The 15,088-nt window shown below is 42.7% G+C and carries 16 protein-coding genes; 3 read left to right on the top strand and 13 right to left on the bottom strand.

Annotation, left to right across the window (positions count from 1 at the left end):
* Positions 1–11: 11 nt before the first annotated feature.
* Positions 12–377 (bottom strand): Asp23/Gls24 family envelope stress response protein, encoded by a 366-nt coding sequence (locus BT147_RS09545; RefSeq protein ID WP_072334258.1) that lies wholly within the window; start codon positions 375–377, stop codon positions 12–14.
* Positions 378–605: 228 nt separating this feature from the next.
* Between BT147_RS09545 and rpmB the strand changes: the two genes are divergently transcribed.
* Positions 606–794: a 50S ribosomal protein L28 gene (gene rpmB, locus BT147_RS09540; RefSeq protein ID WP_072334255.1), complete on the top strand. Its 189-nt coding sequence runs from the start codon at positions 606–608 to the stop codon at positions 792–794.
* Between the two features lie 99 nt (positions 795–893).
* Here rpmB and spoVM read toward each other — a convergent pair whose 3' ends face one another.
* The 10 genes from spoVM to BT147_RS09490 form a co-directional block, all read right to left on the bottom strand.
* Positions 894–974 carry a stage V sporulation protein SpoVM gene (gene spoVM, locus BT147_RS09535; RefSeq protein WP_131848127.1) on the bottom strand — a complete coding sequence of 27 codons (81 nt, stop codon included), beginning with the start codon at positions 972–974 and terminating at the stop codon, positions 894–896.
* Positions 975–1,095: 121 nt separating this feature from the next.
* Positions 1,096–1,749: a thiamine diphosphokinase gene (locus BT147_RS09530; RefSeq protein ID WP_072334249.1), complete on the bottom strand. Its 654-nt coding sequence runs from the start codon at positions 1,747–1,749 to the stop codon at positions 1,096–1,098.
* Between the two features lie 12 nt (positions 1,750–1,761).
* Positions 1,762–2,424: a ribulose-phosphate 3-epimerase gene (gene rpe / locus BT147_RS09525; RefSeq protein WP_072334246.1), complete on the bottom strand. Its 663-nt coding sequence runs from the start codon at positions 2,422–2,424 to the stop codon at positions 1,762–1,764.
* Between the two features lies 1 nt (position 2,425).
* Positions 2,426–3,316 carry a ribosome small subunit-dependent GTPase A gene (gene rsgA, locus BT147_RS09520; RefSeq protein ID WP_072334226.1) on the bottom strand — a complete coding sequence of 297 codons (891 nt, stop codon included), beginning with the start codon at positions 3,314–3,316 and terminating at the stop codon, positions 2,426–2,428.
* A 275-nt stretch (positions 3,317–3,591) separates the two neighbouring features.
* Positions 3,592–5,316 (bottom strand): Stk1 family PASTA domain-containing Ser/Thr kinase, encoded by a 1,725-nt coding sequence (gene pknB, locus BT147_RS09515; RefSeq protein WP_083426493.1) that lies wholly within the window; start codon positions 5,314–5,316, stop codon positions 3,592–3,594.
* A gap of 32 nt (positions 5,317–5,348) precedes the next feature.
* Entirely contained in the window at positions 5,349–6,086 is a 738-nt protein-coding gene (locus tag BT147_RS09510; protein WP_072334220.1) for a Stp1/IreP family PP2C-type Ser/Thr phosphatase, read from the bottom strand.
* Positions 6,087–6,257: 171 nt separating this feature from the next.
* Entirely contained in the window at positions 6,258–7,298 is a 1,041-nt protein-coding gene (rlmN, locus tag BT147_RS09505) for a dual-specificity RNA methyltransferase RlmN (protein ID WP_072334217.1), read from the bottom strand.
* A gap of 137 nt (positions 7,299–7,435) precedes the next feature.
* Positions 7,436–8,566 (bottom strand): Ger(x)C family spore germination protein, encoded by a 1,131-nt coding sequence (locus tag BT147_RS09500; RefSeq protein WP_072334214.1) that lies wholly within the window; start codon positions 8,564–8,566, stop codon positions 7,436–7,438.
* Positions 8,550–9,761: a GerAB/ArcD/ProY family transporter gene (locus tag BT147_RS09495; RefSeq protein ID WP_072334211.1), complete on the bottom strand. Its 1,212-nt coding sequence runs from the start codon at positions 9,759–9,761 to the stop codon at positions 8,550–8,552. Before BT147_RS09495 ends, BT147_RS09500 begins: the two co-directional genes overlap by 17 nt.
* Positions 9,748–11,358, bottom strand: a complete 1,611-nt coding sequence (locus tag BT147_RS09490) for a spore germination protein (RefSeq protein ID WP_286119302.1) — start codon at positions 11,356–11,358, stop codon at positions 9,748–9,750. The genes BT147_RS09495 and BT147_RS09490 overlap by 14 nt, the downstream gene beginning before the upstream one ends.
* A 247-nt stretch (positions 11,359–11,605) precedes the next feature.
* Here BT147_RS09490 and BT147_RS09485 point away from each other — a divergent pair, with 247 nt between their 5' ends.
* Positions 11,606–12,805, top strand: a complete 1,200-nt coding sequence (locus BT147_RS09485; RefSeq protein WP_072334208.1) for a S8 family peptidase — start codon at positions 11,606–11,608, stop codon at positions 12,803–12,805.
* A gap of 57 nt (positions 12,806–12,862) precedes the next feature.
* Here the strand turns inward: BT147_RS09485 and BT147_RS09480 are convergent, their stop codons facing one another.
* Positions 12,863–13,594, bottom strand: a complete 732-nt coding sequence (locus tag BT147_RS09480; protein ID WP_072334205.1) for an SDR family oxidoreductase — start codon at positions 13,592–13,594, stop codon at positions 12,863–12,865.
* Positions 13,595–13,624: 30 nt separating this feature from the next.
* Positions 13,625–13,879, bottom strand: coding sequence for an Atu4866 domain-containing protein (locus tag BT147_RS09475; RefSeq protein ID WP_072334382.1), 255 nt, complete (start codon positions 13,877–13,879; stop codon positions 13,625–13,627).
* Between the two features lie 254 nt (positions 13,880–14,133).
* On the opposite strand from BT147_RS09475, the gene BT147_RS09470 reads away from it, so the two are divergent.
* Positions 14,134–15,039: an AraC family transcriptional regulator gene (locus tag BT147_RS09470; RefSeq protein ID WP_072334202.1), complete on the top strand. Its 906-nt coding sequence runs from the start codon at positions 14,134–14,136 to the stop codon at positions 15,037–15,039.
* The last annotated feature ends 49 nt before the right edge of the window (positions 15,040–15,088 follow it).

The raw sequence follows: 15,088 nt of genomic DNA, 5'->3' as shown, positions 1-15,088 counted from the left end.
TGGGCTCCTCCTTACTCTTCATTCACCAATCGAACACCTTGAACAAAGACATTTACATAGTTTACTTTAATTCCTACTAATTGATCTAAAGTATATTTCACTTTTGCTTGCACATTATGTGCTACCACGGAGATTTTCGTGCCATAACCCACAATAATATGCATATCGACGATCAGTTCATTTTCTTCTTGACGAACCTCGATACCTTTACTGAGATTCTCTCGACCGAGCAATTCCGCAATTCCATCTTTAATTTGTTTACGGGAAGCCATTCCTACGAGTCCATAGCAATCCATCGCAGAAATCCCTGCAATAGTAGCAATAACATCATTGGAAACTTCGATTTGACCTAGGTTGGTCGAAACATCAATACTCATGACTACTCCTCCTTGAAGAAGGTTTCTCAGGCGTTTTTACTAGGACAATTTTACAACAACCCTCTTGATAAAGAAAGAGAAAAAGCCTCATCTGCTATTATACTCGCATCTAGCAAATTCAATAATAGAAACTGCCTTGCAGAGAAAAGGCATGTGTGTTAGAATTGCATGGTGATTTATACCGACCGATCGTACGTGATTGTGATGGTTCAGGTAGGAGGTGCAAAAATGGCTCGTCGTTGTTTTATTACTGGTAAACAAGGCTCTACTGGAAACAAAGTTAGCCACTCTAACCGTAAAAGTCGTAAAAAATGGGGCGCGAACGTTCAAAAAGTGCGCATCTTGGTAGATGGTAAACCAAAACGCGTTTATGTAAGCACCAGAGCTTTAAAATCTGGCAAAGTAACCCGCGTGTAGATATCGTGGGTTTTTTAGCGCCCAATCCATATTGAAAAAAGCACTCGATTATACGGGTGCTTTTTTGTATCTTTATAATTCCCTATCAGATTATTTCTATCAGCTTTTTTTAAATACCCCGATCAATGCCTTGACCATCCCACCGAGGAATTTCGGAAGCTTGATGGTATAGAACTTCACCCCGATTCCCTCCTTGTTCTATTAGCGTTTGGATCCGCACGATGACGAGCCCCATCGTGTCATCACTTATTTATATTCTATCCTCACTATTATGTACCTAGAACAAAGAAAGAAAATTCCCTTAGGAAAGTTGGAGATCAGCACTTTGTATACAAAAACATTTACCCAAGCGGATCGTAATCTCACCCGATTCCTGAGCGATTTCATTACTTACACCTAAGCTGCCTCCACGAATCAAGGTAGCATCGTTTAGAGGGTAACGAAAGCCCTTTAAAGTGACCCCAACAACTTGATCACTACACGGCAAAAGGGACATATACTGAGTATCCCCTTTCGTTAGGCGAACCGTCGTTGGACCAGTTAAGCATCGAACCTGATTCTTTCCCGAAACAAGCGTACAAGAAATAGATGTAGTAGCCAGCCACTCTAACAAATATAGATTTGCTAGAGCATGATCAAATCGAGATCCACCTAGTGCTCCTAGCAGTAAAATCTCACTGGGCTGTAACTTAACTGCTTCTTCTAGAGCAAAATGCGTATCCGTGACATCCTTTTTACATGGCAATGTACGATACGGAATCTGCAATTCTTGGAGCTGGGATAGATAGTCTTGCTTCGTGGTATCAAAATCCCCCACAGCTAAATGAGGGCGCATTCCTCGATCAAGTAGATGCTCAACTCCTGCATCCGCTGTAATAAGAAAGTCATCTGCTCGGATGAGGTGTAAATCTTCAGGGGTCACTTCTCCCCCCGCAATCACGACAACTCGCTTCATTGGCTCCACTCCTTACTTAGAGCCCGATAAAGCCGCATCGCGAATCTCCCTAATAGCGCGAGCACGATCTTTTTCACCGAACACGGCCGATCCTGCAACAAGCACATTTGCGCCTGCTTCTGCCACTAACCCGGCTGTCTCTCTATTCACACCGCCATCTACTTCGATATCCAAGTTTATTCCTAATTGATTGGCCATATCCCGTATTTGACGGATTTTTGGTAGAACGGAATGGATAAATTTCTGCCCGCCAAATCCTGGATTAACAGTCATTAATAATACAAGATCCACATCAGGTAGAATCGATTCAATAGTAGATGCAGGCGTAGCTGGATTCAGTACCACTCCCGCTTTTGCTCCGCATTCTTTAATATGGTAAATCGTACGATGAAGGTGAGGGCATGATTCCTGATGAACCGTAATGAAATCAGCTCCTGCCTTCGCAAAAGCCGGAATATACTGGTCTGGATTTTCAATCATGAGATGACAATCAAGCGGTAAGTTCGTATGAGGACGAATCGCATCTACCACAAGTGGCCCAAGCGTAATATTAGGCACAAAGTGACCATCCATCGCATCTACGTGAATCCAATCTGCTCCCGCTTGGTCAATCAGTCGTATATCTCGCTCTAAATTAGCAAAGTCTGCTGATAAAATCGATGGTGCAATCTTCATGTTAGTACCTCCGAAGTTGAAGTTCTTTGATCTCTTCTAAAAATGTTACATAGTGTTCATAGCGTTCTGGGTCAATCTCGCCTGTCTCCGCCGCGTCCCTCACCATACAGCTTGGTTCATTTACATGTAGACATCCACGAAAACGGCATCCGTTCGCCTTCTCGCGAAACTCAGGAAAACAATGTCCGAGGTCCACAGGTTCCATGCCGTCGAAGGTAAGCTGGCTAAATCCAGGAGAGTCTGCCACTAATCCGCCCGTTTCAAGTGGAATGATTTCCACGGAACGGGTGGTGTGTCGTCCTCTACCAATTTTATGGCTTACTGCGCCCGTCTCCAGCTCACGATCCAGGATGATTTTGTTAAGCAAAGATGATTTTCCTACCCCAGACTGTCCTGCAAACACGGAAGTCTGATCTTTTAAGTATGGCTTGATCTGCTCGATCCCATCAGCCGTTTCGATGCTGGTAGCCACGATAGGGTAGCCTGTAGGTGCGTAACGAGCACGAATCGCTTCTAGTTCAGCTGGGTCTTCTACTAAATCTAGTTTCGTTAGTACAACCACGATTTCGAGTCCAGCATATTCCGCATGGACTAAGAAGCGGTCTAATGGCATCTGTTGGAACGAAGGCTCACGAAGTGAGCAAACAACTACTGCCTGCGTCACGTTGGCAATGGCAGGGCGTACTAGCTCGGTTTGCCGTGATTCGATTGCGGTTATGTATCCTTTACCCGCATCTGTTTCGTCAAACTGTACATAATCTCCTACTAGTGGCTTACATTTTTTCTTCTCAAATTTGAATACACCACGGGCTTTGCATTCATAAAGTTCTTCTTGCTCCGTTCGAACATAGTAAAATCCGCTGATTGCTTTGATAATTTGACCTGATGGCATACATACCTCCTATTATGAACCTAATCTGTACATTTACTATTACTATTTTGATAACTCGTCGACTCTAGTTAAACTCTAACATACCACTATTCATTTCCCGTCTACAAAATAATCAACAGTCATTATTAAAAGCGGTATGAAATATCATAATTAGAAATATATCCATTGGTTATACACACTATATAATAAGAGGTTGCCTTTGTCTGTTATGAGACGGAAGCAACCTCTTGTGAGTGAAAAATCATTCTATCCTTTACTCTTTTAACGGAGTAACATCATTGAGAAGGCGGATCCACTGAACATTTCTTTTGAACATTTATCCATACTCGTACTTTACGATCTGCTGGAATCGGCTGTCCCGGGGCAGGCTCAGTTGCCATAATTTGACCGTGGGAAGTTCTTCCAGACGTATCATTTCCACAGTGGCTGTTATCACTTTGAATTATAATATTGTATCTACTTTCCCAGTTTTTAACACTGCTTTGATAAACACCTATAATCTCTTCCGGAACAGTATCCATTCCACCTTTAGGTCCAAGACTTAACGTAACCGTTATCGAATTACCTTTTTGCTCAACCTCAAGCACTGTATTTTTCGGTTCATCACTTGTCTTAAAGTTTTGCGTTCCGTCAATCTTGACTTTGTTAGCTTTCGCCCACTTCTGTAACTCACTAAAAGGCTTTCCCTTAAAATCAGTGGCCTTCTTTTGCTCTTTCTCTTGAGACTGAGAACTGCCTTCGGATACGGGAGCCGCACCACCTTTATTATTTTGACCGAGGAATCCGATAGCCGTGTTAAAGAGCCATAAGGCGAGGGTGAAGATGAGTACGATGCTAATGAGTCCGAAGATTGCTTTTTTCCACCATGGTAGCTTTTGTTGCACGTCGTCTAGCCAGACAACTGTTTTTTGAAGAACGGTCTGTTCTCCAACGGGGATGTTACGAAGTCCTTCAATTCGACTTTTCGTTAGTCCAAACTTCCCTGTAGCGGGACGATCAAATTTCCGCCCGTCGTCCTGTAGCTCACTACCACCACGGAATTTATTACGGCTCTTGGGTATCGAATCGGTTTCGGATTGATCGTTTGAAAAGTTCGTATCACCTGTCAATGGAACGGTTGCATAGAAATCTTTCGTCCGTGACTTTTCCTTGCTATTGCCCCAAGTAAATTCATTGCGATGTCCGATTTGGAGCGCGTAGCGAATATCTTGCATCATCGCTCTTACCGACGTGTATCTCATCTCCGGATCTTTTTCCATCGAACGGAGCAAGATTTTTACGATATTATCGGGAATGTCTGGATTGAGCTCTTTTGGATCTGGCACGGGTTCTTGTAAATGTTGCAGGGCAATCCCAATCGCAGAATCACCATCGAAAGGAAGTTTTCCTGTAAGCATTTCATAAAACACAACACCGAGAGAGTAGATATCTGATTTCTCGGTAATCACTCCGCCGCGTGCTTGTTCAGGTGAGAAATAGTGTACGGATCCCATAACCGATCCTGTTTGGGTAATCGTTGAGGAACTTGCGGCTCTCGCGATCCCGAAGTCGGTTACTTTTGCTCGGCCATTCCCACCGAGTAAGATGTTATGTGGCTTGATATCTCGGTGAACAATACCGTTATCATGCGCATTAGATAAGCCATCACAGATTTGAATGGCGATCTCCGCTGCTTCTTCTACAGAAAGAGGTCCTTGTTCTTGAATATGTTGTTTAAGCGTTGGACCTTCGATTAATTCCATTACGATAAATTGCGTATAGTCGTCTTGGCCCACATCGTAAACATTTACAATATTCGGATGAGACAAACTAGCTGCTGCTTGAGCTTCCCGACTAAAGCGACGAATAAACTCTGAATCATTACTGAGCGATTCGCTGAGCACTTTCACTGCTACATTACGATGAAGAGACATGTCTTTAGCTTTATATACGACTGCCATCCCACCGCCACCGATCCTATTTAGGATCTCGTAACGACCACTCAGTCTCTTCCCTTCCATCCGCATAATTACCTTGCTCCTCCTCAGCCTATTTACAATATCTCTGTATTCTTTAGTAGGATTACGGAAATATTATCTTTGCCACCCGCTTGGATGGCTTGCTGAATTAGCTCATCAGCTTTTTCTTCAATCGTTATCTCGCTTGATAAAACTAATCCGATTTCGCGTTCGGCCACCATATCAGTTAAGCCATCAGAACATAAAAGCAACATATCATCTGGGTTCCAGGGAGTGTGAATGAGATCCACCTCAACGTCCTCAGCGGTGCCGATCGCTCTAACGACCATATTTCGTTGAGGATGATTCTTTGCTTCTTCTGTCGTGATTTGCCCATATTTTTGTAACAAATTCACGTATGTGTGATCCTCTGTTAGCTGATAGAGGCCACCTTTATGTAACATGTAAGCCCGACTATCCCCTACATGTCCCAATACGACCTCACATGAATCCATAATACCCGCTATAACTGTAGTGCCCATTCCTTGATATTGCTCATTATTTTGAGATAGATAAAATACTTCGGCATTTGCTTTCCCAACCGCACTTAGTATGGAATCGGTCCGCTCTTCTGTGGAGTGGAAATTTTTACTTTGTAAGATGGATTCAATTACCTTGACTGTTGTCTGACTGGCAATTTCACCAGCTTGATGTCCACCCATGCCATCTGCCACAATTGCAAGTACTGACCCATCTTCACGGCGGACAAGAGCAGCACTATCCTCGTTTAAGTCACGCACGAGACCGACATTTGTTCGGTGTGCAATCTCCATTGCGGCTTACCCCTTTCCCATCGGCATTCCTAAATTCATGTGAACCATATGTGAAGAAATACCTTTCATTTCTATCGTTTTGAAAATGGAAGAAGAAGATAGGAGCTACAATCTCCTCCTTCGTTCAGGGTACTCTAACTCTATATTATATTGTAAACGATTTGGGTTAAGTTAGACTAACTTATTGTGCTTCGCACGCAACTGTCCGCAAGCAGCATCTATATCGTGCCCCTGCTCACGGCGAATCGTCGTATTGATTTTATATGAATCCAATACCTTTTTAAACTCGAAAATTTGATTACGAGAGGTCCGTGTAAAATCGCGCTCTGGTACATAGTTGACAGGAATCAAGTTTACCAAACAGTTCATCCCCTGTAATAATTTCCCTAGTTCATGTGCATGCTCCAATTGGTCATTTTTTCCACCAATAAGAGCATATTCAAATGTGAGCCTGCGGCCAGTCGTCCGTAGATAGTACCAACAAGCATCCAATAATTCTGCCAACGGATGTCTACGGTTAATCGGCATTAAACTAGAACGCAAATCCTGATTAGGAGCATGTAGGGAGATGGCTAGTCCTACTTGCCAACCTTCATCAGCAAAACGATAAATATTCGGAACCACACCACTGGTCGACACTGTAATATGACGTTGCCCGATGTTTAGCCCTTTCGGTGAGTTGATAATCTTAACAAACTGAATCGTAGGCTCATAGTTTTCAAACGGTTCACCAGATCCCATAATCACAACCGACTTCACTCGCTCTTCGGATTCATCAAGTGCTTTTTGGGCAGTTATCACTTGAGCCACAATCTCACCCGCTGTTAGGTTCCGCTTCAACCCCCCCAGAGTAGAGGCGCAAAATGTACAACCAATCCGACAACCTACTTGAGTCGTTACACAAACACTTACACCATAATTATGGCGCATAACCACTGTTTCAATCGCGTGATCATCCACTAATCCAAATAAAAATTTAATCGTTCCATCTTGCGATTCTTGAGAAGTAATAATTTTTAATGGTTGTAGCTCAAATGCATTTGCTAAATTATCACGGAGCTTCTTAGAAAGATTGCTCATCTCTTCGAACGAATTCACTCGTTTTCCATATAACCAATCCATTACTTGTCCAGCGCGGAACTCTGGCTCACCATGCTCTTTCATCCAATCTTTCCAATTAGGTAAATCCAAATCATATGCAAATGGTTTCATAAACTTTTTCACCAGATCTTCCTCAAATTGTTCTTCATTATCCTTTAAAAAACTTTCCCTATTATATCAATCCATAACGGGAAAGAAAAGGAAATAACCCCCTTTTTCAGCCCTTCTTGTTTCGAATTTTTGACAAGTTAGTCTGAGCTAATTCCATACCGATGAATGGTTACATGATACTTGGTTGTAATGGGGATGTCCGGATAATCCTCTTGCCAATTGATGCTATTGTAAAATTTCGGTTGATACGCTCTCACATACTCTCCTAAATTAAAAACATCTGCCTTTAACTCTTTTTGAGAATGATTAACTAAACCTTTCATCTGCCTTTGATAGATCGTTGATACTTGATTACTAACATCCTGTAGCACTTCCGTTTTTGATAAATCATCTGTGGATGTTTTCTCTTGAATCAGTCCAGTCACATCTATGTCAATGACCACGGAACCATCTGGATTCACCTTAATCTTCCGTTTGCTACTATAAGGATGAAATGCGATCATGCCATCCTTACGTGGTACGATTACCACATGTCCTTTTTGATTGGTTCTAACTTGAAGGACGCCGGCAACATCTTCTCTTCCCTGGATGGCTCCAACCATTTTTTCTCCTTTAAATACAGCGATCCCATCCCACTTATACCCGCCTTCCGTGGGCTCCATATAATTCATAATAGGAAATTGACACCCCGGAAGCCCCATATCAATTAGAAGTTGTCCAAGTGTAATATCGGCAAAAATGCCATTTCTCGTTCCAGAACGCAACATTCCTCGTATGTAATTGACTGGAATCTCTTCAGATGGCACTTTCACATTAAGCGCATCTTTTGCTTTTCCCTTCACTACAATTGGATACAATTGGCGTCGAACTTCGGAAGTACGTTTAATCGCATCCATAAAGCGCTCGATCCCCTTCTTAGCTTGTTCTTCAGAGATCATAATCACCTGCATATTCCCAAAGAATAATGGATCATTAGAAGAGACAACAATTTGATGCATAGCTTCCGAATACGTCTTTCCAACTCCGGACAGTAGTTCAAACGGCCCACTCGGCCCTTTCCCTCCTTCCGCTTGACCACCGCCCCCTCCTCCCACTACTTGATTTGGAATTGGGATTTGAACACTAATCTCTGCTATATCATCATCCTCTGTACTATCAATAGCAATAGCCGATACATATAACCGATCCTCTATCTCTCTCCTATCCCAACAACCAGCCAAAAGAGGGAAAATCAACGTGAGAATTATGATCTTAGGAAGATGTCGCATGATGATTTTCTTCTCCTTTCTGGTCTTTTTTCTTAGACGGGATTTTCTTACGACGAATGATCGCCAGTAAAAATAAAACGATTGGTACCACGATTGAAAAAACAAAGCCAATATAGCTGTATTCTTGAAACTTGGTGAAGAAATCACTTATATTTTCTGAAACCATCGCTCCACCATAGAAAAAAGGAAGTAATGCCCAAGCCACATACTTGGTTTGTTCTTCTTTTACTTGAAATGCTTCACAGATGGTACGAACTAAGGCAAACTGTAAATTTGTAATTGCAATAAAAGCGATCACGACCCAAATTCCTAACACAAATGCCTCAATTCGCTCGATGACTAACAACTCAGGCCTCACCTCTTTGTAAAAATCGAGGGCCGACCATAGATTTTTAGATAATGCATCTACTCCAAAAACAAGATATTGGGCAATGATGGTACTAGACAGTAAAACCGTAGTAGTCAGAATGGCCTTAGCACTCACCTTAGCAGAATGCTCCACCTTTTGGCTGTAGCCCATTATTAAAAACAATACTTCAAATCCAGAAAACCCTAAGCCGTTTGATAATATCCCTTTTCCCAATCCCCTCCAATCACTTTGGAGGAGAGGAAATAGATGAACCCATTCCCCTTTTTTAAACACAACATATAACTGTAATAAAAAGGGAAGTAAGATAATCGGAAATAAAAATTCATTTAGCATCCCAATCACTGCCGGCCGAGAATAAGAAGCGAAGGTAGACGCCAGCAATAATGTCAGAATCGTAACTTCAATCGGTGTTTTAGGCAACAATGTAGTATTTGTCGCTTCACTAAATAGCCGCACTTGAAACGAAATCTGATTCATCCAGTACAACGCAAAACAAATAATAATCAAACTAGCAATTCCCTTACCAATCCACTTCATCCGCTTCGTTTCAAAAATTTCCGGGATAAATTGTACAAAGGTTTGGCCTGTAAATCGTTGGCATAGCTTACTGACCATATAAACGAAACCTGTAACTAGCAATCCTGAGATCACACTCAACCAGACTCCATCCGCTCCTGCTTCCGCTGCTACAAAGCGGGGAAAGTTCAGTAAAGGCGCTCCAATAATAGAAAGGATAATCAAAACATAGATCTGATAAGAAGAAAGACTGCCTTGATGATCGACCTTCTTAGAAGCAGGAGAGTGTGATGAGTTATTTGGTGTCATTGGATGCATCCCTCCCTGTCTTCACTGCTTCTTCTGAACTCTGGTTTTTCTGTCTATATCGATCTTGTGGCTTCAAGAAACTAGGACGCGTATTCATATATTTCCACGGAACCCGTACTAAGGTGTCTCTGATTGCCCCACGACGAAACGGAGCAAATGGAGTCATATACGGTACACCAAATGAACGAATCTGAACCATATGCAGAACCATCAGCATAAGAGAAATCATAATACCAAACAACCCTAATATGGAAGCGGCAATCATGAGTGGGAATCTCAGCAAACGAATACTAATCGCCGCGTTATAACTAGGGTTGGCATACGAACTAATCGTCGTCATCCCAACTACAATTACAATCGCTGGCGAAACTAGGCCCGCTTGTACGGCTGAAGTACCGATTACTAATCCCCCTACGATGCCGATAGTGGGCCCAATCGGTCCCGGCAAACGAATACTTGCCTCCCTGAGCACCTCGATACTTCCTTCCATCACCAGTGCCTCCACAATAGACGGGAAAGGAACAGATGCCCTTCCTGCGGCCATTGCAATCGATAATTGGTCTGGAATCAGCTCCGGATGAAACGAGACAAAGGCGATATAAAAAGCAGGCAATAACAAGGCAATGGCAAAACTACATAAACGAATCAGTCTTAAAAAACTCGAGATAAGATAACGCTCATAATAATCCTCTGGACTATTGTAGAATTGAGTAAAAACAGCAGGAGCAATCAAAGCATGAGGAGATCCATCTACCAAAATCGCAATTCTTCCCTCTAGAAGGTGTGCCACTACCGAATCCGGGCGCTCTGTGTTTTGGATTTGTGGAAACGGTGTCCATGTTTGGTCCTGCAAAAATTCCTCCAGATACCCTGTTTCTAAAATCCCATCAATCTTGATATCCTTTAACCTATTTCTAGCTGTCTCCACGATCTGCTCATTCGTTAAACCCTCTACATATAGAAGAGAAACAGCCGTTTGTGTCCGCTCTCCAATCACAAAGGATTGGATCCGAAGATCTGGATCTTTAAACCGATGCCGAATCATAGCCAGACTAAAAGTAGACGTTTCACTTAAACCCTCACGCGGACCCCTCACTACAGACTCCGCACGCGGTTCCCCGACACTCCGCGTTGCCCAACCCTTCGTTCCAATAACGAGAGCTCGGGTTGTCCCTTCCAATAAGAAAATCGTGTCACCACTTAAAATCCCGTTGATGACATCCTTCATCTTCGTGATTTCCTTGACCTCGCCCGCTTCGATCAACTTCTGGACGATATTTTTCCAAATATCCGTTTGATCCTTTATTTCCTCTTGCATTAAAGGCCTCAAAATATAGTTATGAGTGATATCTTTATTCACCATTTCATCGATATAAATAACCGCACCCGTCGAATGCTCTGGTGTTTTCATCGTAAACGTCCGCGTTATAATATCGGTCGAGTTTCCAAATACATTCTTTAGAAAATCCAGATTCTCACCCAGGTTCTTGGAAATACCTTTATTTTCAGATCGTTCTTCCACTTTCTTTTTACTATGTTGCTCTAATATTTTCTTCCGTTTCTGATCACGTAGAAAGCGCAACTGTCTCATTTTCATATGCATCACCGCCACAAGATTATGATGTGCGTGATGAATAGAAAGCATACACAATGTGCCCAGGTTGGGTATGTCTCGTATCGATTTGCATATTCGTACGCTCATTTTATTTATGGTATTTATGTAATTTCGTTCATTTTTCTTAATGAAAATGTTATTGTTATAAAAATAAATAACAAAGGAGGAATAATCGAAATTTTTATAGTGTGTATTTTTGATCCTATCTAACAGGAAAAGGGGAAATAAAATGAAACATATAAAGCATTGGTACTCTTTATTACTGGTCGTAGTCTTGATTTCATCCTTATCTTTATCAGACTCTCTTACTGTACAGGCAACTCCTAATAAAACAACAACTGAAAATGAAAAGCTCATTGTCAAATTTAAAAAAGAGGTCTCTTCAGAACAAAAAAATAGTCTTTATCAACAGAAAAATGCAAAAGTAATCTCCCGTAATTCACAAATTGGCTTTGAGGTCATTCAGGTACAAGGGCAATCCGTACAAGAGGCCCTGCAAGAATATCGTAAAATGCCAAATGTAGAATATGTAGAGACAAGCAAAGTCTCCCAAGCAGTATGGACTCCAAACGATCATTACTACTCTTCAAACCAAACCGCTCCCTTGAAAAAAATGCAGATTCCAGAAGCATGGGATATTACCCGCGGAAGCAGTGATACTGTAGTAGCAGTTGTCGATTCAGGCGTTCAAAGCAATCATCCTGATCTAAAGGGAAAAGTCATCCCGGGTTACGATTTTGTACAAAATGATAATGATCCAAGCAATGATGAACTGGGACACGGAACCCATATAGCAGGAACCATCGCCGCCCAAACCAATAACGGTATTGGAGTTGCTGGAGTCGCTCCAAATGTAAAAGTACTATCTGTTCGTGTACTAGATCGGAATGGATATTCATATAGCGAAGTCATTGCGAACGGAATTACGTATGCCGTTGATCATGGTGCAAAAGTCATTAATCTAAGCATCGCGATGTCCATCCCTGCCGAAGTATTAGAAGATGCGGTCAACTATGCTTGGAATAAGGGTGTCGTGGTAATAGCAGGGGCAGGAAATTCTACTACTTCCGAGCCTTACTATCCAGCTGCCTACCCAAATGCGATCTCTGTAGCGGCAACGGATTCAAACGATGCAAAATGGAGCCGTTCCAACTATGGAACCACAGTAGATGTAGCAGCACCAGGGGTTGACATCATGTCGACCGTTCCAACCAACTGGGCCCCTGAAGACCCTTATACGACAAAAGAGGGAACCTCGATGGCTACCGCTAACGTATCAGGCGTAGCCGCACTCTTAGCCTCCAAAGGACTCTCTTCCACACAAATTCGGTCTGCACTCGAAGAAAGCGCAGATAAAATCCCAGGGACGGGTGAATATTGGAAATTCGGAAGAGTAAATGCTTACAAGGCACTACTTCATTTTCGTTAAATAAACAATGGCTTGAGAATCCTTTACGGATTCCCAAGCCATTTTACATATACTCAATCAAGCTGAGGTAGGTCTAATAACAAGTTCATTCACATCCACATTAACTGGCTGTTGAATGGCATAAGAGATGGCTTGTGCTATAGCTGGTGCCGGAAGCGCATTACGTCGATACTCTTTCATCATTTGCCTAGCATCCTCGTCAGTGATGCTGTCAGCTAACTCCGACTCTGTTACACCAGGTGAAACGAGCGTCACGCGTATATTTTGCCCCACTTCTTTCCGCAAACCATCAGTGATCGCTCGAACCGCATATTTGGTAGCGCAGTACACAGAAGCTGTCGGAGTGACCTCATAGGCACCTGTGGAAGCAACATTAAGAAAATGTCCAAAGCCTTGTTTTTTCATGAGCGGAAGCCCAGCGGCAATCCCATGTAGAACACCGCGAATATTGACATCGATCATGCGATTCCACTCATCGATCTTGAGTACTTCCAAAAGCGAGACCGGCATTACACCAGCGTTGTTAATGAGTACATCAATACACCCAAACTTAATTTTAGCTAAGTCGATGATTGCTTTCATTTCATTCAATAAAGTTACGTCCAGCTTTTGATATACCACCGAGCCACCTTCAGCCCGAATCTCACTTGCCAGAGCTTCTAGCTTATCCAAACGTCTCGCTCCCATAACGACATGAGCGCCCTGACTCGCGAGCAATCGTGCCGTCGCTTCCCCTATCCCACTACTTGCCCCCGTAATCAGAACCACTTTTCCTTTAACCCCAGACATTTTAACATCTCCCTTTTTATATAATACTCCCTATTTCTCCCGGTACAGCACCATGCCTGCATGATAGAGTATCCCATCTCGAAAATCTCCGTCTGCCGTGAATCCTGTATCATCTACATATTCGATATGATTGTTTTCAATTGTATACTTGCCCTGATAAGCACTCTTCCGACTACCGCGTGCTTCATCGTACCGACCGTTCGGTAGTAATTCATGCCGTATGTGCCCATCTTTCGTTACCCACATGCCTATATAGGAATGCAGATCTTTATTTCCCGTTTTCATTTGATCCCCTTCTTTCCTATTCGATTGGTTTGACGCCTTCAGGCAGGCTGTAAGCATCATGGTGATAATCATGATGACAAGAAGTCTATTTATAATCTGCATATCGTTTTCTCCTTGCCAAATTGATTACTTGATATAAATCCATTATGACTCTGGTCAAAGGTAAGGCGGTAGTCGGATGATTCATCACTATTGCCTAATCCTCCAAAAGGTTATATTCTTTACAAAATGAGATCGAATCGAGGTTGTCAGAAATGGATAAATCCGTAAAGCCAAAGGGAGAGCTGGTACAGGTAATCAATCGATTCGCAAAACAGGATGGTATCCATGAAACAGCAATTCCTGCCATGCGCTTTATTCGAACTTCCCAGATAACCGAACCCATCTATTCCGTCTATGAACCCTCCCTATGCATCACCGCGCAAGGATCAAAAGTAGTCATGCTGGGATCAAAAAGTTATCAATATGATCCGGGCAGTTTTTTAACAGCCTCTGTCCATTTACCCATCACGGGGCAAGTCCTCCAAGCTTCCCCAAAGACACCGTATCTAAGTCTCCAACTGAATTTTGATATGAATCAGATTCTCGATGTTATGCAAGCATCCGAACACACAGTAAAAACCAAACGTGAATCCGGAAGCGGCCTAGTGATAAGTCCGATGAATGATACGCTTTATGATGCAGTACTACGACTTGTCAAATTGTTAGAAACTCCGGCAGACATCGCCGTACTGGCACCTTATACGATCCGAGAGATCATCTACCGTGTTCTTCAGGACGAACAAAACGCTTCCCTTAAGCAGTTTGCGCTAATCGGCAGTCACTCGAATCGGATCGCAAAAGTAATCGAGCTACTTAAAACCGACTTCGCACTACCTCTGCCCATTGATGAACTAGCGAAAGAAGCACGCATGAGCGCCTCCTCCTTATATCACTACTTCAAAGAAGTAACCGGAATGAGCCCCAACCAATACCAAAAACAGATCCGGCTCCAAGAGGCTCGTCGGCTTCTTCTTACCGAATCGATAGAAGCCGCAGATGCCGCTTTTCAAGTCGGCTACGAAAGCCCTTCACACTTTAGTCGTGAATATACCCGTATGTTCGGCTTACCCCCGATCAAAGACATCCAGCGTTTTCGGGATGACTATCTATCACGATGATTGTGGTAGAAATAAAAATAGCTTGAGAATCTACAGCAGATTCTCAAGC

Origin of the sequence: Thermoactinomyces sp. DSM 45891 (assembly GCF_900119485.1) — a bacterium.
Taxonomy (GTDB): Bacteria; Bacillota; Bacilli; order Thermoactinomycetales; family Thermoactinomycetaceae; genus Baia.
Note: the sequence above shows the minus strand (reverse complement) of the source record. Positions and strands in the feature narration are given on the sequence as shown.